Here is a 19,720-nt window from a genome sequence, read left to right on the forward strand (position 1 = left end):
ACGATTGCTTAAAAATAGTTACCACACTTACTTTCAGGGCACACCAACTTCTCGAACCCATGTTCCCTGCATTGCAATTTCTCAACCACTGGACCACCAGGGAAGTCCTAGACTTTGTTTTCTTTTTTTAACTTTCACTATCCCATTCATTTAGTGACAGTACTGACTTAAAGCAGTGTTGCTGAAATGTCACATAACATGTCTTTAAGTCAGTACTGTCACTAAATGAATGGGATAGTGAAAGTTAAAAAAAGAAAACAAAGTCTAGGACTTCCCTGGTGGTCCAGTGGTTAAGAATCCACCTGCCAATGCAGGGAACATGGGTTCGATCCCTGGTTTAGGTGCTGTACGTCCTGAAGTAAGTGTGGGTGTTAACCTTAGCAATACGTAACTGAACGAAGTACACAGCAACATAACACGTATTGCTAAGGTTAACTACTTACGAAGCTGAGGGACTGCCAGCACCTATCATAATGTCGGACCCCCTTTAGTGTTTCCCTTATACTTTTAGGATATTTATATAACTTATTCCATTTCATTATTAATCCTTTCACTAGCTATATTAAAATTTTTAGGATTTAATTCAATACCAATAAAATCAAGATTATATTTTTTACAAGCAACACCAGTTGTGCCGCTACCCATAAAATTATCTAACACTACATCTCCTGGTTTTGCAACTATTTTCAAAATATGTCTTGCCAAAGCAATAGGCATTTGAGTTGGATGTACTCTTTCAGCTTTTGGAATATTATGCGGAATGTACCAAACTGAGCTTAATGGATCATGTATTCCAGTGTTTTCGTTAATGTGAATATCGTTGCCTTTAGATAAGTGATAAATGATTTCATAATCTAAATGAAACCTTGATTTTGTGCTATCAAAAAGACCGTATTTCCAAATAATATAAGATTTAAAAATAAATTTTTGAAATCCTTCTGTAAATTCAAGCCAATGTGGAGTCTTTAAAGTTTTTTTTAAAGTCTTGCTTTTGATATTAAAAAATAATTGTCCATTCTTTTTTAAGACTCTATGATATTGATTAAATACATTATCAATAAATTCTGAGTATAATTTAAAAAACAATATATCTTTACTGTTACTTGTATAACCAGCCCCAGATATATCCTCGTATGGTGGACTTGTTACAATTAAATCTACACTACCTTCTTCTAATGTTGGCAGCACTTTTAAACAATCATCATTTATAAGTTTCATATTTCATTCTCTCTCAGCCTCAATAATAGCACGTCCTATTTCTTCGACGATTTGCGGGACGATAGAATTTCCCAATGCTTTAAGTCGGTGTACCCTGCCTGGTATCCCATGAGCCACTCGACCCACGTTGGGTTCAACGAGCCACCAGCCGTCCCTGCTAGTCTGCTCTTCTTCCTTGCCGTCTCGTAATTCGTGTTCACCCCAGAATCCTTGTGATCTCGTGCTGTTGGTGTTGGCATCATTTGAACTGCTGCCGTTAAGTTGTGTTGAGTCTTGCTCCCTTGCTCCTTTCCGATGAAGTTTTTCGTGCTTCCTGTCCTGATGCTCTCGGCGTTGGCCACATCTTCGCTGCTTTGCTGAGTCCTGCTCCCGTTCCTGTCTTCGGATTGATTCCACTTCTCTCTGTCGAGGTCGGGCGTCGGCCACATCTTCGCCGCTAGGGCTAGCGATGTTCCTCCCTGTTTGTATTTTGTGCTCCTGTCTGTGGCCGCGTCCTTCGTCGGTGTCGGCCATAATCGTTTCTCCCACTCCCACCGCGTAATCGAATCTGAATCGGTTGACCACTCGGTCTTTTCAGATGTCCCTGATCCAATGCTTTCTTGATGCCTGGAAGATTGCTCCCCCCGACAGGGCATTGGGAGTTCGCCACAATCCACATTCTTTCTCTTCTGTGGGGAGCGCCGACGCCTGCAACTGGAATATTGAACGTCCTGACTTCGTATCCCGCTCCTTCCAAGTCAGTGCACACAGTCTCGAAGACCATGCCGTCCTGGATGTTAGTAATACCTTTGACATTTTCTCCAACAACCCACCTCGGTGTAAACTCTTGGATGATTCGAAACATCTCAGGCCAGAGATGTCTGTCGTCACTTGTTCCTTTTTGTTTTCCCGCAACCGAGAACGGCTGACACGGGAAGCCCCCTGTGATAATGTCGGGAAGTTGAATTCCGTCTGCTTCGAGTCGTTCTTTCGTGATTTCTTTGACATTGTTATATATTTTAGTTCCTTTCCAATGTTTATCAAGTATTAATTTACAAAATTTATCTATTTCACAAAAAGCTACAGTTTTAAAATGTCCTGTTCTCTCTAGCCCTAAACTAAATCCACCTATACCACTGAATAGATCTAAAATTTTATATTTTTCTTTCATTACTAATCTTTCTTTTTATATACACACGTAATTAAATATATCAGACAATCTTACTTGATTTTTTCTAAGATTGCAACCCACGCAGCAGAAACGAAAGTTGTCTAACACATAAGTTTTAGTTGAATCTAATCTATCTATTGAAAAATTTGTTACTATCTTCGGTCCTCGTTCATTATATCCTCGCTCCTTGTTGCCCAACACTCGCTTGTAAGTCCAAGGCTCTTTGCAATACTCACAATGCTTTCCATGATCTTGAATGTATAACATGAGCTCGTCATAAATTTCTTCTTTAGTGCATTCAGGTTTCCATTTAAGCCTTGCATTTTTCTTCTTGTATCTATAAAATACGCCGTTGATTACTTCCATAACATAGGCTCTTTCTGTGTTTTTATACTTGTGTTCGGCTATTGCAATTTTCTCTTTATTTTCAGTACGATACATAGCTTTTCTTTTTTTATCACAAGGTGTGCAGCGCAGAAATTATAATTACCATTATGACTTAAATAAAACTGATCTAAAGGTAAGGATTTTTTACAGATACTACAATTCTTATGCACCTAAAAGTTTATCTCCATCTATTAATTCTATATTATGCTTACTAGCGTATTTTTTTGCACCAGGTGAAAATTTAGAAGAAGTTATAAACATTAAAACTTTTTTATCTTTAGTTTTTTCTTCATCACTGCTTGCTTTAAAATCTCTCATAGCTCCAGGAGGTATAGGGGTGTTCCAGTGTTTACATTGTACTAATAAATATTCTGCTTCTTCATTATCCAATATTTTAACGGCTCTAATATCAATACCACCATCATAATTATTTCTAGTTTTAACTTCATATCCGAGTTTTTTAACATACTTTTCACAGTATTCCTCAAACTGTGCAGGGCATAGCTTATCAATTTTTACAGCTTCAGATATTTCTTTGTTGTTGTAATAAAGAATACCATTTAAAGCAGTGTTTCTATATTTTCTTTCTCTTTTGGTTATGTTTTGACCCCATTTAGTTGCTGAAACAAATGTGTGGTTTTCTGGTACCCATCTGTCTAATTGTTTTGCTAATAAAAGTTGTTTTTTAGAGGGTTTATTGTCATTAGGTAATTTTCTAACATGGGCACATCTAGAACCACTAAATTTTTTACTTTCATTAAAGAAATCTTTTTCACGTTTCTTTTGCTCTTTAGTATAGTTTCTTGTGTATCTTTTTTCTTGGAAAATATATAGGATATACTTCATTAGTATTACTTCTATAAGGTTTTCTTCTACCTTGATACTGCATGCTAGAAGTTCGGTTGTCTAAAATTTTAGCGTCTCTAATGCATTGAGCAAATTTACTATATATTTCTTGTAGACACTGTTCAGAATAATTTTTGTCATATTTTAAATTATGCCAAATCGTATATTTAAAATCAACTTCTGTTTTTGAAAAAACGTCTACTAAATATCTGCCATTTTTTTCACATAAGACAATAATAATAAAATCTTCATATTCTCTAAAGCGGACATGAATAAAATTAGGGTCGTGAAGAAGTTCATGGTCTCCATCAAAAGGCATTAGATAGCCTGTCTGACAATCTAGGGCTTCTTGTAAGAAATGTTTATCTTTAAAATTAAATTCTTTGATGTCCTTGTATTCATGGACATAGCTTTCTTTATCAAAAATATCTTCTGTTATATCTACATGTTTATTTAAAATAGGGTCAAATATATCAACATCATTAATAATTTTAGAATCTTCCATACACAAAGGAAAATTATTATTTAAAGGACTAAATAATAATTCAAATACATCTATTTTTTTCCAAAAAAGAAGACAATCTACAGCAGTTTTTTTGTCAATTTCAATATTTTTACCATCACAAAAAGTAGAACCTTTATTAGTATGATGATATAATAGGGATGCTTTTAAAAAATTTTTCTTCATCAATCTAGCTACATGTTTACTAGATGAATCTTTTGTTAATAAAGAAATATCTAAATATTTTTCATAAGGAAATATATCTCTCATATATTCTTTTTTAATGTCCTCCAAACTATGTTTATTTTTTAATGTTTCAAAAAATAAATTTTCTTGTTGGTATTTCTCCGAATACATTAAATGTATGTTCCAGCATTGTCTTAAAGTTCTGGTGTATCCTGTTTTTAAAAGGGTAGAGTTATTAAAAATGTACTGGGGCTTTAATTCTGGTCTGTCTTGGCAAATCTGTAGGCTTGTTATAACATGTTGAGATTCGGCTGCTTCATCAAAAAAATATTTAAACTCATCTACTTTAATTTTAAAACCTGTTTTATGCTTTCTGAATATTTTTATTAATCTATTTAATCGCAAATTATTTTTAAAAACAATTCTTATCGCTTGATTCTTAACAATTTTAGGAACAACTATATAGAAAACAACCTGTTCATCAAATTTCTTATCCAGCCAATCAATTTGATCGTGATTATAACATTTATTTTGGTACATACTTGCGATTACTTTTCCATATGAAAAATCAGATTTTACACTGTCGCCAAGAGTTAAACTCAATACTTTTTCATTCTTTCTTTCATCGTCTACAAGTAACACCCCATCTTTATAGGGTTTAATGTGTATATTATATTTAAAAGAGGGTAAGTGTGAATATTCGGAGTAATCAATTGGAACTGTCTCTGGGTAGTATAAATTTTGAATTTCTTTATTTTTTTGAACATTCCAATTAACATAATCAAAAGTTAAAACATCTTTTTGTTTTTTATGCGCTTGTTTAAAAGCAAAAAAAACAGTTTTAACATCCTCTCTAACAGCGTTGCCTTTAATTGTATTATTTAATTTTTCAACTTCCTGCATATCCATTCTCTCACCATTATAAGACCAGATAAGTTCTGATTGTGGGTATTGACATTCTTCTGCTTATATTTTGCTTCTTGATATTTTTCATCCATGTATTTTTGTCTGTCTTTTTTTGGTAATGTATTGAGAGCTCTAGCTTTCCATTTCTTATGTTCAGGAGTGTCATGGAGTTTTTCAGTATCAAGACCTCTTAAGCCTTCTGCAAGTTTATCAAGATCTTCAAAAGTTTGTGTTTTACTCATAACGTTACCAACATAAAAATGCTTAATAATATTACAAAAGATAAAGTCGCAAATATAATTATAAATATTTCTTTCATGTCTTATATATAGGATATTTTGGGATACCTGTCCACTTCTTTTTAAGGTCCTCCTAAATATGCCATGCCATTAACTTTCGAGGATTTCGCTGGGTCGTACATAATATATTTCAATGTTAGCTCGTTGCCCGCTGGAATCTTTTCGACTACTATAATATTCCATTTATCAAATCCGGGTCTAATCCTAATTTGTGAACGACCACAATTAGGTTTATCACTATGATTAATAAAACCACCTAAAAGGAGTTCTAATAAGTTCGTTATTAATTCGGTAATGAGAAATTCCTAAATTACAGCCAACTGCTAACTCTTTGGTAGTAAAAAAAACCCGCGCCTTTTGCCACCAGAATCTTTAATTATTAATCCGTCAGGTAAAGGTTTATAATTATTTGACATTTTTTATTTTCTCCCACAGCATTTTTAATCCTATTAAAATTTTTTTATGATCTGCTACGATATACCCCATCAGGACAATAAAATAATAACCAGATCATGGTAAATCTAATCTGGATTAACTATACTTTGTAATAAAACTATTTTATTTTGAGCTTTAACAATTTCATCTAAGTGCCGCTCGACTCTCGTGTACAGACCACTTACTGTGTACTCCGGTGCTGAATCATTAGTCTCCATAGACAAGACTCTTTTTAATTTTTTTTCTTCATCTATGATTGTATTAAACTGTCTTCTAATAACTCTTTTTACTGTCGTTGTGTTCATTCTACTCCTGGTTTGATTTTTAATTTTTTAATCTGTATTGAATCTGCCACGTTGCCAGATACAGAAACACGAGTGCAGTCACTTTTAAATGGAAACACCCAATGTTTTAACTCCTGCAGGAAATATAAACATATCTCCTTCTTCAGGAAAATGTGAATGGTGGGTTATGTAAGATCTTGGCCCTTCACCATAAATAAAGGTAATACCACCTGGCCCCGCTGATCGTCCTGTATAGGCCTCTCGTTCCTTCTTTAGAGCTTCTGGCACTGTTAAATAGATAACCCAAGATAATGCACCCCCATGATCGTGAGGGGGGTTAAAATCACCTGGACCTTGAAAGTTTGCCCATAAAGAATCTAATGTGTATTGTTGTTTAAAGTCCTCGGGTGTTGAGCCTACTTCTGGTGCCCATTTAAATCCGGCATCAGCGTACATATCAAACATGTTTGTAAAGAAAGGTAGAAACATTTTACTATCTCTAAAACCTACTTCTTTTTCAATTATACCCGCTAGTTTAGGTTTAAAATCTAATGTGCTTGCTTCAGCTTCACTTAGAAATTGTAATCTTAATTTATCAGGTATTTTTGTTTTAACTAACAAAGGCCCCATCTAAACATTTGATAATCTACTCTAATTCGTTTATTTTCTTTAGTGGCTATGTCATGGTCTTTAACAAAATCTTTTCTTATCTCATCGCTCATTTTTTCCCCAAAGATTCTAATTCTTTTTTATGTACTAAGTTATCATATTGTCGCTCCTCTTTTTCTCGAGCGAAATCTGCTTTAAGTTCTTCAACTTCTTTTTGTAAAGCTTTCATTTCTGGAGAATTTTGACCAATTCCTTTAACAATGGTTACTTCTCCTTCAGCTTCTTGAGCTCGTTTAGTTAAAGCTTTAATTGTTTCACCTGCCTTCTTGTATAAGCTTTAAGAATCTCTTTTTGTTTTTCTAGCTGCTCGATTCTTTCTTCTAGATCAGATGGTTTTTTTATTATTCTTTTAATGTCCTCGTTTATCATCATTCGTAATTATCCATTTCAATACTGTAGTTGCAGGATTAAATCCGTCAAAATCCATTTTAGCGCAATGACTTAAGCAAAGGGTGAGTATCAAAATACTCATCAAATTCTTTATCATGTATTTCTCCTTGTGAATTACACATAGGACATTGTACCACTTTATCCACCTGATTATCTGTACTTTCTTTAACTTTAAAAAAACCATTACCTTTACATCGTGGGCAAATTTTATCGGTCATTAGTTTTTCTTTTCTTCTTTACTTTTGCTATTCTCAACAGGTTTTAATCCAACGATAAAAGCGCCATTAACATAAACACTTCCTGATAAGGTCGACTTTTTAAATAATTAAGAAGTTTTTGTCTTTCTTCTTGTGATATTTTAAACATTATTTCTCCTTTCCTTTACCGTTTAACTTTTCTACTTTTTCATTTACTAAAATATTAACTGTTTGACTTCGACTTATAATTGTATTGGGTACAATCACTCGTCTGAGTCTATGAACTTAGCATAGGTGTCTTTTGATAAGGACACATTTTTATATTTGCTTATATCTGTCATATGATATAGTTTCCTTTCATTTTTATTTATAGGATAATATATAATTTTCTTTGAGGTTGTCAATGATTAAATTCACATTAATGATATGGGTGTGCTCTTTTTTAGGGGAGAATTTATGTATGGCTCCGGTTAAAAGTCCTATCCTATATGATAGTTGGTATGAATGCAGTCGAGCTGCACATCAAGAATCTATAAAGATTTATTCTAAACTGGGATATAAGATTGTTAATGAAGGTAGACTTGCTACGCGTTATACTTGTACAGTAGTCTCATCTATCTAATTCTTTCATTATTCCATTTAATTAACATTAAAAGTATTATTGCGTATATCTCTATGTTGATACCTGACAAACTTAGTAGGATATCTATCATCTATCTAGTTCTTCCATAATTTTTTTAATAAGTTCTTTGGTATCTTTTTGTTGTCGTTGTTTGAGACATTCAATTAATCTTCTCATTAAAAATTTTATATAGAGGGTGTTGCTCATGCCCTATATATAGGTATTTATTCACAATAATGTCCTTGAATTGTTCCTCTTCCATCATTTAAATACCATCCTTGACGCATAGCATCTATGCTAAAGTCTGGTGCGCCACGTTGATCGCCCCATCTATGTGTAGACATTACTTCATAATACATATTTCCAAAAGACCAACAGTCCATGACATCAATGGGAGGATTAAAGCTAATGTGATCTTTTACTACGGTTCCATTGAATAACAGTATTATTATTATTAATGTTTTGACCATTAATCTTCTGGTTCACCATGTCTTTTCTTTCCCCATTTAATAATTTTATCAAAACCCTTGGTTTTTACATCTATAATTGGACCAAATCTTCTCCATGACTTAGCAACTAAGTTTAATTCAACTAAAAGAAGAGGCCATTGTCTCTGAGATATATTTTTAATTTTTATATTTATTTCTTTCATGTCCTATATATAGGTTAATATAGGATACCTGTCAACCCTTTTTCTGTCTTTTTTGCTTTTATTTAAGCTCTTTTTATGCCTTCCGGGGTTTTTTAATGGGTTCGTTTATGGTAGTTACTAGTGCCATACTTAAGGGTATTTTACTCATTATTCGGCTTTAGGCTGATCCTTACTTATGTGTTTTTCCATGGGCATATATTTTATGACCCCATTTATTTTTTGTTCAAGATCCGTACCGCAGGTAATACATCTATAAAAATCTTTAGTTACAGATACTAACATTGTTGGCATGTTGCATGTTGGACAAACACCATGAGTTATTTCTGGATTAAATCTTTTTACTTTTTTAAAAAAATTATTCAACTACTTTCCCGCCTTTCCATTTCATTTCTGGGAGGCCGTTGTCGTATTTTTTACCATTAAATGTAAGAACTTGATTCCTATTATGGTCTTGATTAAAACTTACGTGCACCCAGCCTGCACTATCTTCTTCTGGCTGGTAAAATTCAAGGATTAATTGATCAAAATCACAGTTCCCCTGAATCCAGTACGCTAGTTGTATATTAGGAACTCCTAATCTCGAGATCCCCGTCGCGATTCCCCTTGCAATGCTGGCTGGAATCTCCGCTGCCGATAGCACGATTCAACTCCAGGCACCGAAAGCCCGAGTTAATGGTTACTGGTTTGTCAAATTTAGCTCTAGCTTTTTCTAATACTCCATAGCATAGATCTGTTAAGTTTTTTATTTCACCAGAACTTGTGTGTTTTTAATACCTTTACGCACAGCCACCTGTGACTTGGTAAATTCTGATAGTTTAAAATGTTTTGATAGTTGCATAATTACTCCAGTATTTTAAGAATTTTCTTGTCTCCCATATATATTTCGGTCTTTGCCTTTACTTTTTTGCAGGAAAAGACCACCGATTCGGGATTAATTTCTCTCATAGCTATGCGCTTCGACTCAGGCACGAACTCATTGTCTCCTTGTGTGTGTGCTCTATCATAGTTCCATTTAGGTACATGATTAAGGCTATTATTATCTCAGTCATTATTGCATATTCCCGTTGGAAAAATCTCTTTGCCTATCTTTAAGTTTTTCTACATCGTCTTGTAGTTTCTTTACTTGTTGATCTAAAAATTTTATCATAACTTCATTATGGATTCCAGCTTCCTGTTGTAGTTGCAATTTTTCTACCTGCTTATACAATTCTTCAATAAGCATAAATTGTTCTGAATCAGCGGGGTAAGGATCCGAGAGTACCACGAGGCCAGCCAATACGGAAAGCCGTGTTCTCTACGAGATCCTTCTCCATTAGTTCTAAACGATTTAATGCTTTGTTTTGAGTTTCAATTATGCCGAAGTAAGCCCAGGTCCCGATCGCGACGAGGGCGATGAGACTAGCTACTGTCTTCATAGGCATTTGAACGCTTGCTTCGTCTGAAATTTTAAGTGCCATTAGTCGTCCTCTTCGTTTTTATTTCTCACCTTGCCGAAAACGATTTTATAGTTAAGTTTAGTTTTTTCTTCAAACTTGGTACTAAAAGGATTTGTACTAATTCCAATGGAATGTCTAATATTCTCACAACTGCCTAAAAATAAAGTTAAAAATAAAACTATACATAAATATTTCATACATTATTCCCTGTCCTTCTTCTTCTTTTTATTTTTCTTTTGTTGTTTTTTTAATCGGTTTTTGACAAAGTTATTAGTTTTTTTAACCATTTGTTTTAGCTCTGTTACCTGTCCTTGTATTTGAACAATTTGTTTTGACATTATATAGGTTTCATGAAGATTCCACCCAGCCAACATTAACATAGCAGTAATTGCTAATGAGATTATTTTATCCTTCATATTAATTACAATTAATCTTATCTAGATCTGTCGGTATTGTCTTTATAAAACCAGAACCAAGATGAAATTTTAGTTCCTTCTTGGGTGTATGTGCATTTTTGCCCGATCGAACAGGCGCTTAATGCAAATAGTAATGCCAGTACCAGATATAAATTTTTCATTTTAATTTGTTAGTGGATTAGAGGTAGATACTTTAATTTCTTCTATTTGAACTTTTAATAATTCTATTTCTGTGGCATTGACTAGAGATTTAGTTTTATTATTAGCCAGATGAGTTTTCTACAGATGAAAGAGAGTTTTCTATATTTGATAGATCTACAACAACTTCTTTTTTGTTTTCTAGTGCTGTTACTTTTTCTTGAAGTACTGCAATGCTACTTTCAATTGCTGAAGTATCAATTACTACCTGTTCTCTAGCTTCTATTGCATCGAGTTTAGTTGTAATTTCTCCGTACTTTACGAAACCACCACCAATGGCAACGATTGCTGCTATAAGTGCAGGAATTCCCTGGCCAGTTGGTCTTTTATATTAAATTTGTTAGCCATTTTTCAATTGCTCCAATTCCATTAAAAGCCGTTGCTTCTTGATATTTATCTCATTGAAGTTTTCTAGCTTTGATTTCAATCTTATCATTATTGAACATAACTTGCAAGATTAGTATTTGGGTATATTTGTCTATTATCAAAGATATTCAATTGGTCCAAATATATGTCTTTTGGCTTATAAAATATTGCATTTTGGTACATGTCCAAAGATGCCTGTTCACTTATCATTGCTCCTATTTTTATGATATTCTTAATGGCTAAATTTTTAGCGATATCTTTAATATCCTTGTCAACCTTATCCATTATTCTATCGAGATTTTTGACGATAGCTTTTTTCTGCTGTACCTTTTTTTGTTTGGCAAGCTTCTCATCCTGAACAGTGGATGCTGTAGTAGTTTCGCTAGCAGATTCCTCTTCTTGTGCTTCTTCTTCAAACGTTTCTTCATCTTCTGCTTCTACCATTTCTGTAGACTCTTCTTCAACTGCTTCTTCTTCAGCCATTTCAGTAGATTCTTCTTCTATTACTTCTTCTTCAGCCATTTCTGTAGATTCTTCAGCCACTTCTTCTTCCATCACAGGTTCTTCTTCAATCATTTCTTCTTCGAATGTTTCAGTCGTGAAAGTTTCAACGAGGCATTAGTTTCTTCATATATCTCCTCCATCTCTGTTTCCGTAAATTCCATCATTGGCTCTTCATCAAATGACATGCCTTCTTCTTCAAAGAATTCATCAAAAAATTCATCTGAGAAATACATTTCATCATCAAAATAAAATTCTTCTTCGAAAGAGAAATCTTCTTCAGTATTAAAAGAGAAATATTCCTCTTCAAAATAGAATTCTTCCATATCTTCAAAGACTTCTTCTTGTAAATCTTCTAAGGCTTCTTCAACATCATCTAATGCGTCTGTTGTTTCTGTATCTAATACAGTATCATCGTAAGTTACAGTTAAAACAGGCTGTTTTAAATCTGCCGCTCTATGTGTTCCACTATATGAAGCACTACCTGATGGGCTAGAATTGAATTCAAATCTAGTTTTGATATCAAAATCAGTTTGAGTATTTGAACCTATTGAATAAGTGTTATTACCTGTATTTTGAGATAAAAGGAACATCCATTAAAAGTTGCACATGATCCTGTAATTGTTTTAGTTTGAGTTGTAACATTACCATCACTATTAGTTATAATCTGTTTCATTACAACATCTTGGTCATTACTATTCCAAAACCATACTTTAGCAGATTGATTAGATGTAAAGCCATTATTGAATTGGTCTGCAGATATATCTACGTCATCAACTAGGCTATATGCTTCTGTATTTTCTACATAACCCTCGTCTACTCCAGCAATAGTGCCAGTGCCATGATTACTGGATAATTGGCCCGTCCAGTTATTTCCTGATGTAAAGGTTTGATTGAGTATATTATTTGTTGTTACTTCGTCTGCTGAAGTTGTAAGGGTTAATATCGTCAGCAAAACGGTCAATACGATAGTACGCATATGTAATAATTCCTATAAATATTAATAATTCCATTATTTAGGTGTTTCCCACTCTATTTTTTTATTAATTCTTTTATCTACTTCCTTATCGAATTCAGCCCCCAACTCTATTTTTTCAAATTCTTTCGTCATTTTAGCCTCTTGTTTAAGTCTTTCTTTTTCAGCAAGAGTCTTCTCCTTTTTTCTATTTCTTTTTGAATTTTTTCTCTTTTCTTCATACGTTTGACATATATGTCGTAGTCAGGTCTTTCATGGTCATATTTGGTCCAAAGAGCCATAGCATTTTTACCAATTTTTCCATCAATTGGACATGGAGTACCTGCTTGAATCATAGATTCAAATACTCTTTCATCCTGGCAAAGTATTGCAACAGCTGCAACCTTCATACCAAAGTCATTTAAAATTCTAGCTAATTTTAATCTTTCACAATTTTTATCTGTAACATGTTTCCCACCTGATACACCAATACCAAAAGTTTGTATTCCAGCAGAAATTCCAACGGCGCACACATCTTGCGTCATAGCATTATAAGATGGTGCGGATGCTGATGGTGGTGAAGATTTTATATTAGAGTTTGACGTAGAATTAGTTGTTGATGAAGATTCAGAACCTGATTCATAGGTAGTTGTGGCAGTTGATGTATATCCACCTTCAATTGCAGTATTGGATCCAGAAGTATTAGTTTGGGTTGAATCTCCCCATGCTTTTGGTCCACCAAAAAAAGCTAACAGTGTTATTAGTATAATTAATATTCCTGTAAAATAATAATTCATCTTGCCTCCTATTGACATGATTCGCATTCTCCAGTCTCATCAATAACAAGACCTTCTGGCTCGTCTTTTACTTCACGACATTTACAATTATCACAGGTGCATACTCCGTACACATCTGCGTGAAGATCACCATCACAATGACAATTACAATTACAATTTTTACATTTCTTGGTCATTTTTTTTATCCTCTAAACTGGAGTAATGATAATCATAACTCCCTTCCTCATGTTCATCTGTAATCCATTTTGAAGTATTTTCAACAGACCAAGTCTTAGTGTTGACTAGTCTAGTTATTAAATGTTCTGATGGATTCTGCAGCCAGAGAAGGGTCAAATGCCCTTAACCTATTGTTTGGCTGTATTGCATAATTGCCATCATCTAGTTCTATTACATGACCGCACTTATGTTGGTCGGGCTTTTCGGCATAGCCGAAGTTTAATTCGTTAGGATCACCCGCGCACCAATCAATGGTGAATAAGTATGTTCCTTCCCTTTTAACTTTGCGTCTGGAAATGTATGACATCTTAGATCCAGCCAACTGATAAAAAGTTGTAACACCAATATTATAACTGAAAGAGTCCCACATTACTAGTTCATTTAAAGGTAATTCTTTTGTGCCTGGTTTAGTGCAGAAAGCTGATATTGGCTTCTCCACCATAGGCCCCCGTCAGTCATTAAGTAATGAAATAAAGGAACCTGCTTAGGAGGCTCTTACTCCAAATACCACACATTCAAAATATTTATCGTGGGAATCTTTTTGATCTCGTAGGTAGTTACCTCTAACGTAACACTCTATGATGGGTATGTTAGCATTGAGATAAGCCATAGATCATAATCTACTAGTTAACTAAGCTAATAATTATAATAATGGCAACAACTACACCGATAGCTACTTTTTTATTAGCTACAGCTAGTGCCCATAATTGTTTTACTTTGTCCATAGTTTCCTCCTGGTTAATCCGTAATATCTCTCCCCAATTATTACCTTCTTCATAATCAACTTTATTGGGAATATTTAGTTTAACAGCATTTTCCATAATTTCAACTAATTTTCTTAGCTTGTTCTGGTGATTCTACAGAAATATCTAGTTCATCATGAATTTGTATGTGTGGCACAATACCTTCATTATATAAGAGTTCAGCATGGCTCGTTTAGTCATATCCGCAGCTGATCCTTGAATTAATTTGTTTAAAGCTTTGTAAGTAAAAGCTCGTTCTAATAGATTCACCTCCATATTTTTTTTCAGCTTCAGCATGACTCGATAGGTAACGTTTTAAAACGCCGGGATTATACACCGCTTCCTCCCATGTATCAAAGTCTACATTTTCTACCTAGTAATGTTGTAATATAACCTCGAACCAGAAGCATCTACTAGCAGTATTATTCATTAAGTCGTTTAACAAATGGAACACGTGCTATGATATCTGTTCAAATAATTTTTCAGCTTCATCTTTAGTGCATTAAGCCCAACTCAGCTATGTAACTTAGCTTTACCCATACCATAAAATAAACCTAAGGTTAATTGTTTTAGCTTGCTGATCTAGTTGTATTTCTGCCATATCTGCTACAATCTGGTGAAAGTCTACATCGTTATAATTAAACTCTGATACAATTCTTTTTACTTCTTCTTCATCCCGAAGTTTTTGGCTTGAGGCTGCGTAGTGGACTAACTAGTCTTGGTTCTTGTTGTGAGTAATCAAGCAATCCCCATTTATGATTAGGTTCAGGTATAAATATACGATCTAATCATCGGCCCCAGCTGCTGTGTTTCTCGCTGGAATTTGTTGAAGATTAGGATTAGAATATGAAAATCTTCCTGTTACCGTTCCTCCTCCTGATCAGCTCTAATCGGATTAATATCTGCGTGTATTCTACCTTTATGTTGATGTTTAATAATAGTATCTATAAAAGTTGTATGAGCCTTGTTTATTTCTCTAGCTTTTGCTATATCTTGAACTAAAGGATGTTTATGATTAGAAAGAAAATTTTTAGTGAAGGAGGGCGCTTTTGATTTTAAAGTTGTTTCGTAGCCTAATTTTAATTTATCAAAAACTTTGGCAATGCTTCTTGCTGCCCATATTTGAGGCTCTATTCCTGTTTCTTTTTTTACTTTTAGGAGCAATGTTTCTTCTTGTGATGCTAGTTCTTTTTTTAATGTATGAGCTTTTTGAACGTCCACCCGAACACCCTTAATTTTCATATCAATTAAACCAGGAAATAATTGTGTTTCCAAATCAAATATTTTTGTTAAATCTTGGGCTTTAATTTCTATTGATAATTTTTTAAAAAGTTTTAAAGTTAATTCAGCATCTTTTTCGGCATAGGAACCTACAAACATGTCAGGTAGTTTCCACATTTCAGCTTTAGGATCTACTCCAGCGTCAGATGCAGCTTCTTTTAATGCTGTCTCATCTTTTACTTCCCCTAGATATTCATAAGAAACACTATTTAAAGAATAAGAAAATTTATTCTCATCAACTAGGGCTGCCATAACCATAGTATCTACAATGTGTCCATTGATTTTAACACCATAGGCTCTTAACCAACACACGTCATACATTGCATTATGAAATATTTTTGTAGCAGGTAAAGCACAAACGTCTTTGATCCAAGCTATCACTGTAACCTCATCAAAATGATTTTGTTCTAAGTGACCAAAAGAATAATAACCAGACCATCCTTCAACAGCCACAGCTATCCCTACAATTTCCCCTTCGCCAATTAATGCACCAGAGCCACGTGATTTTAATCCTGGATCTCCGTCTCTAAGTCAATTGCTATGTATTTATGATCTTTTAAATCTGGGAACGAAGTAGGACTGTTCCATTCTATTTGAGCTTTTAATCATTTATTTTTCCATTTATTATAACCTTTAGTCCATTCTTTTGATTTACGTTCTTTTGTTTGTCGTTTTGCTTCTTTATAAGATTCTTCTAATTCCTCCTTTTCTTTTTCCGCTTCTTCTAAGAAATCTTTTTTATCAGGGTAATCCCTATCGATTGCCATTTGACAGTAGTGAATTGCTTTTTCCAAATCTTGCTTTTGTCCTTTCTGTTTGTGCCTGCACAAATATTTTATAGCGTTTCCTTCTGCGAAAGGCAAATTATTTTTATATTAATAAATTCTGATGGCTGTATAACCATCGACGAATAATGTGATCCTCCAATTTGTTTTTTATATACGTCGCTCATTATTTTCTTGCTTTAATTGAATAATTAACAGCAACAGAAACTCTTTCACCAGGAGATCGATATGTATTAACTCCGTGGCGTAATGAATAAGGAAATATAAACATATCACCAATTTCTGGTTTAAAACTTTTCCAAGTAATATGAAACTTAGAGTCCTCACCATAAGCAAACATAATAGTACCTGGCCCTGCAGTAGTTCCTCTGTATTCTTTTATTTCTTTATCTAATCCTTTTGGTAACTTTAAATATATAACACTGGATAAATCACATTCTGTATGTATATGAAAAGGGTTTGAATCACCAGGTTTCATATAATTAACCCATGCTGTTGTAGCGGTAATTGTGTCACAATTTGAATTATACCAATGTTTATAAGCATTTTTAAAGCATAAAGATAAGGTTCTAATATATCTTGTATTTTTTTTTCATCAATTAAATATTCATTTTTTATATCTCCAGCTAATCTTTCTCGGTGATCCTTTTTTTTATTTTTACTACATAAATTTAATATTTTTTTTATTGTTGAATCTTTTAATTTTGATTGAAAAGTAATGGTCCCCATAATTAAAGCTATAATAAATTTTTTTACCACTCATACTATTGGTTCTCCTATTGTGTAGTAATGCGATGTTAGAGGTGCTAAAATATATAATCTTTGCATTGCTCTTGTTACACCAACAAAAAATAATCTATGTGTCGAGTCTGGATCGTCCAATGCTTTTTGAGATAACATTTCTGATTGTGTTTCTGTTCCGTAATCCATACACAAAACAATATTTTCTCTTTCTCTACCTTTTGCTCCGTGTATTGTAGATAATTCTATTCTTGAATCTGTTGATAAATCATCACCATTTTTTAAAATACTTTTTATATAGTTTTTTGTGTCCTCTTCAAAACTAAGTTGCTGCCAGTCGCCCTCAATTAATAATCCATGATCTTTTTTTAAAATGTTTAAAGAAACCATCTCGTCGCCTATTAATGTTTTACCACTAGAAGACCCGTACTTAACATGTCCCTTATTGTAATGTAAATATTCCCATATTTTTTTAGCGTCCTCTGTTGCAATCAGCTCACCTTTATTTAGTTTAATCCAAAATCGATACGCCTCTAATACGCTATTAGGTAGAATACTGTTGTTCTTACCAAATATTCTTAGACCTGTTCTGTAGAAATGCTCAGAAAATTCTTTTAATAATTTATTGGTTGTTGCTAAAATCATCCATTCACCTTTAGTAAAATCTAAATTTGATAAATGACAGTTTGATATAAATTCTCCTTCTTCATCTTTTGCGTACCATTTTTTGTTAACTCTTTTAGAAATATGTGGCAGTATTTTTAGTGCTTGTCTATGGACAGCTTTTGGAACCCTATAAGATTTTTCTTGGTCATCTCTTTCCCCAGGTAGGTTAATAAAAATTTTAGAATCGGCACCTTGAAAATTATATATTGTTTGATCATCATCTCCTGCAATGTAAGATCGTTTACATTGAGACTCAATGTGAAAATACATTCTCCATTGCGAAGGATTTAGATCTTGGGCTTCATCGAGAAAAATTGCATCGAGATCAAGATGTTTTTCTTTATCAACAAATAACTTAATCATGTCAGCAAACTCAACCATGTTATTCTTTTCTTTATAGTATTCTATATCATGTTCTAATTGCTGAACACGGTATATATCCACAGAACCTTCATGATAATTTAAAGTTAAACATGCTTCTTCTAAGCTAATTAATTTAGCTCGTGCAAAATTTATTACTTGTAAATTTTTATCTTGGTGTATAGTGGCTCCAGATTCGTTAATAAAAGTATCAAAATTTATATCGGAATAAACAGGATATACATTTTTAAATTGTTTCCATTTCTTACCCTTTAATAATTTTTCTTTAGTGTTGATACCCAATTCTTTTGTGCCCATTCCATGTAATGTAGAAATATATAAAAGTTCTGTTTCAGGAAAAACGGTTTGAATTTTTTCGGCACCGTCTAATGATGCAGCCTTACTAAAAGTTACGTAAGCTATTCTTTGTGGGTTTGTGTGTAAGTCATTGATTTCTTTAGCTAAATAATGATTTACTAATCTATATGTTTTACCTGTACCAGGAGGTCCCATTATTTTTTTTAATTACTGCCACGGTTCTTTCTCCATTTCATATTTTTTTATATTAGGTTTATCTAGCTTAACATGAGGCATCTCTAATACTCGATGTGTTTTACCATCTATTTTTGGGCTAACTTCTGTTGCACCAAATAATTCTTGCAGCATTCTCATAGTTTTTTGTTTTGGGTAAGTCTTGTCGGCCCAAGATTTAGTTCTTAATAAATATTTCCAAAAGTTTGAAAACTTAAACATTGTAGTTCCGCTTTTATCTGTAAAAGCAACACCTCTTAAAATATCGTCTTTGTCTCTACCTGGAGTTCTATTTATATAGTCTGCTAAAATATCTGTAAGTTGAACTCTGATTTTAGAAGATTCTGGACTGGTACTGCTAAATTTTTAGCAGTTAATTTTATTAGTTCTTTTCTCCATGCGTGTTTTGGAACAGGCATTAAAGGTTTTCCAATCGTTCCACATGCCACTGAAAATTTTTCAGCATCATGCAGGGTTGCACCATCGACTTCTACTGTGGGTCCATCTAAAGAAACAAACCAAATAGGTGGATCTGATTCATATTTTCTAATTTCTGTAATTTCTGGTGTTGGACCATCTTCTCCTATACCAAATTCTTTTGTTGCACATTTTTTCGCATCACAAAAACTACATATAGGCTCATCTTTACATTTGTAGCGATAGTCTTTACGATTTAAAGATTTTTTTAATACATTAATTTCATTAGCACCTAATGGAGGTTCGATAAACTCTTTGTCATATATATGCATATGACCTTGCCACTCATCATTTGCTGGATAGCGTTTTTTCAAAGATAAACACCTACATTGTACATACAATTGTTTCTTTGCCCGTTTGGTACACCATCACTTAAAAGTGTAACTAAACATGGTGACATACCTTTAAAAAAATCAATATTTTCTTTTCATTAGAAATTACAAAATTAGTTAACTCTTCTTCCGTCATAGACATGGCTTCATGGTAATAAAAAAACTCTTGTAAAGAC

28 protein-coding genes are annotated in these 19,720 nt (G+C 33.4%); all 28 read right to left on the reverse strand.

Features of this window, described 5'->3' with window-relative positions; all coding sequences use genetic code 11:
* Positions 1-525: 525 nt before the first annotated feature.
* Positions 526-1,218 (reverse strand): DNA-methyltransferase, encoded by a 693-nt coding sequence (locus ACXX9E_RS28890; protein WP_458556660.1) that lies wholly within the window; start codon positions 1,216-1,218, stop codon positions 526-528.
* A gap of 442 nt (positions 1,219-1,660) precedes the next feature.
* Positions 1,661-2,368 (reverse strand): DNA cytosine methyltransferase, encoded by a 708-nt coding sequence (locus ACXX9E_RS28895; RefSeq protein WP_458556661.1) that lies wholly within the window; start codon positions 2,366-2,368, stop codon positions 1,661-1,663.
* A 15-nt stretch (positions 2,369-2,383) separates the two neighbouring features.
* The gene (locus ACXX9E_RS28900) at positions 2,384-2,809 is read right to left on the reverse strand and encodes a hypothetical protein (protein ID WP_458556662.1); all 426 of its coding nucleotides are present in this window, start codon (positions 2,807-2,809) and stop codon (positions 2,384-2,386) included.
* Between the two features lie 108 nt (positions 2,810-2,917).
* On the reverse strand, positions 2,918-3,601 hold the full coding sequence (locus ACXX9E_RS28905; RefSeq protein ID WP_458556663.1) for a restriction endonuclease: 684 nt from the start codon (positions 3,599-3,601) through the stop codon (positions 2,918-2,920).
* On the reverse strand, positions 3,546-5,198 hold the full coding sequence (locus tag ACXX9E_RS28910) for a hypothetical protein (protein WP_458556664.1): 1,653 nt from the start codon (positions 5,196-5,198) through the stop codon (positions 3,546-3,548). The genes ACXX9E_RS28905 and ACXX9E_RS28910 overlap by 56 nt, the downstream gene beginning before the upstream one ends.
* Positions 5,171-5,437, reverse strand: coding sequence for a hypothetical protein (locus ACXX9E_RS28915; RefSeq protein WP_458556665.1), 267 nt, complete (start codon positions 5,435-5,437; stop codon positions 5,171-5,173). The genes ACXX9E_RS28910 and ACXX9E_RS28915 overlap by 28 nt, the downstream gene beginning before the upstream one ends.
* A 119-nt stretch (positions 5,438-5,556) precedes the next feature.
* Positions 5,557-5,790: an SET domain-containing protein gene (locus ACXX9E_RS28920; protein WP_458556686.1), complete on the reverse strand. Its 234-nt coding sequence runs from the start codon at positions 5,788-5,790 to the stop codon at positions 5,557-5,559.
* A gap of 225 nt (positions 5,791-6,015) precedes the next feature.
* Positions 6,016-6,234 carry a hypothetical protein gene (locus ACXX9E_RS28925; protein WP_458556666.1) on the reverse strand — a complete coding sequence of 73 codons (219 nt, stop codon included), beginning with the start codon at positions 6,232-6,234 and terminating at the stop codon, positions 6,016-6,018.
* Positions 6,235-6,318: 84 nt separating this feature from the next.
* Positions 6,319-6,843, reverse strand: a complete 525-nt coding sequence (locus ACXX9E_RS28930) for a 2OG-Fe(II) oxygenase family protein (RefSeq protein WP_458556667.1) — start codon at positions 6,841-6,843, stop codon at positions 6,319-6,321.
* Between the two features lie 467 nt (positions 6,844-7,310).
* Positions 7,311-7,490: a hypothetical protein gene (locus ACXX9E_RS28935; protein WP_458556668.1), complete on the reverse strand. Its 180-nt coding sequence runs from the start codon at positions 7,488-7,490 to the stop codon at positions 7,311-7,313.
* Between the two features lie 825 nt (positions 7,491-8,315).
* Entirely contained in the window at positions 8,316-8,561 is a 246-nt protein-coding gene (locus tag ACXX9E_RS28940; RefSeq protein WP_458556669.1) for a hypothetical protein, read from the reverse strand.
* Complete coding sequence (locus ACXX9E_RS28945) at positions 8,561-8,743, reverse strand: hypothetical protein (RefSeq protein WP_458556670.1); 183 nt, start codon at positions 8,741-8,743, stop codon at positions 8,561-8,563. Before ACXX9E_RS28945 ends, ACXX9E_RS28940 begins: the two co-directional genes overlap by 1 nt.
* A 355-nt stretch (positions 8,744-9,098) precedes the next feature.
* Positions 9,099-9,383, reverse strand: a complete 285-nt coding sequence (locus tag ACXX9E_RS28950; RefSeq protein WP_458556671.1) for a hypothetical protein — start codon at positions 9,381-9,383, stop codon at positions 9,099-9,101.
* Positions 9,307-9,489, reverse strand: a complete 183-nt coding sequence (locus ACXX9E_RS28955; RefSeq protein ID WP_458556687.1) for a D-Ala-D-Ala carboxypeptidase family metallohydrolase — start codon at positions 9,487-9,489, stop codon at positions 9,307-9,309. Before ACXX9E_RS28955 ends, ACXX9E_RS28950 begins: the two co-directional genes overlap by 77 nt.
* Positions 9,490-9,791: 302 nt before the next feature.
* Entirely contained in the window at positions 9,792-9,965 is a 174-nt protein-coding gene (locus tag ACXX9E_RS28960) for a hypothetical protein (RefSeq protein ID WP_458556672.1), read from the reverse strand.
* A gap of 414 nt (positions 9,966-10,379) precedes the next feature.
* Positions 10,380-10,595 (reverse strand): hypothetical protein, encoded by a 216-nt coding sequence (locus ACXX9E_RS28965; RefSeq protein ID WP_458556673.1) that lies wholly within the window; start codon positions 10,593-10,595, stop codon positions 10,380-10,382.
* 633 nt (positions 10,596-11,228) lie between these two features.
* A complete protein-coding gene (locus tag ACXX9E_RS28970) occupies positions 11,229-11,735 on the reverse strand; it encodes a hypothetical protein (RefSeq protein ID WP_458556674.1) in 507 nt (168 codons plus the stop codon).
* On the reverse strand, positions 11,732-12,253 hold the full coding sequence (locus tag ACXX9E_RS28975; RefSeq protein WP_458556675.1) for a hypothetical protein: 522 nt from the start codon (positions 12,251-12,253) through the stop codon (positions 11,732-11,734). The genes ACXX9E_RS28970 and ACXX9E_RS28975 overlap by 4 nt, the downstream gene beginning before the upstream one ends.
* Positions 12,208-12,639 carry a hypothetical protein gene (locus ACXX9E_RS28980; RefSeq protein ID WP_458556676.1) on the reverse strand — a complete coding sequence of 144 codons (432 nt, stop codon included), beginning with the start codon at positions 12,637-12,639 and terminating at the stop codon, positions 12,208-12,210. The genes ACXX9E_RS28975 and ACXX9E_RS28980 overlap by 46 nt, the downstream gene beginning before the upstream one ends.
* Positions 12,640-12,767: 128 nt before the next feature.
* Entirely contained in the window at positions 12,768-13,412 is a 645-nt protein-coding gene (locus ACXX9E_RS28985; RefSeq protein WP_458556677.1) for a hypothetical protein, read from the reverse strand.
* An 839-nt stretch (positions 13,413-14,251) separates the two neighbouring features.
* Positions 14,252-14,449, reverse strand: coding sequence for a hypothetical protein (locus tag ACXX9E_RS28990; protein WP_458556678.1), 198 nt, complete (start codon positions 14,447-14,449; stop codon positions 14,252-14,254).
* Positions 14,450-15,232: 783 nt separating this feature from the next.
* Entirely contained in the window at positions 15,233-16,105 is an 873-nt protein-coding gene (locus tag ACXX9E_RS28995) for a hypothetical protein (protein ID WP_458556679.1), read from the reverse strand.
* Between the two features lie 152 nt (positions 16,106-16,257).
* Positions 16,258-16,515, reverse strand: a complete 258-nt coding sequence (locus tag ACXX9E_RS29000; RefSeq protein ID WP_458556680.1) for a DUF3310 domain-containing protein — start codon at positions 16,513-16,515, stop codon at positions 16,258-16,260.
* Positions 16,516-16,603: 88 nt separating this feature from the next.
* Positions 16,604-16,915, reverse strand: coding sequence for a putative 2OG-Fe(II) oxygenase (locus ACXX9E_RS29005; RefSeq protein WP_458556681.1), 312 nt, complete (start codon positions 16,913-16,915; stop codon positions 16,604-16,606).
* Positions 16,912-17,196 carry a hypothetical protein gene (locus ACXX9E_RS29010; RefSeq protein ID WP_458556682.1) on the reverse strand — a complete coding sequence of 95 codons (285 nt, stop codon included), beginning with the start codon at positions 17,194-17,196 and terminating at the stop codon, positions 16,912-16,914. The genes ACXX9E_RS29005 and ACXX9E_RS29010 overlap by 4 nt, the downstream gene beginning before the upstream one ends.
* On the reverse strand, positions 17,197-18,717 hold the full coding sequence (locus tag ACXX9E_RS29015) for a UvrD-helicase domain-containing protein (protein WP_458556683.1): 1,521 nt from the start codon (positions 18,715-18,717) through the stop codon (positions 17,197-17,199).
* 12 nt (positions 18,718-18,729) lie between these two features.
* Entirely contained in the window at positions 18,730-18,957 is a 228-nt protein-coding gene (locus ACXX9E_RS29020; protein WP_458556684.1) for a hypothetical protein, read from the reverse strand.
* An 83-nt stretch (positions 18,958-19,040) separates the two neighbouring features.
* Positions 19,041-19,526: a hypothetical protein gene (locus ACXX9E_RS29025; RefSeq protein ID WP_458556685.1), complete on the reverse strand. Its 486-nt coding sequence runs from the start codon at positions 19,524-19,526 to the stop codon at positions 19,041-19,043.
* Between the last annotated feature and the right edge of the window lie 194 nt (positions 19,527-19,720).

Source organism: Pseudomonas sp. GNP014 (assembly GCF_054344005.1).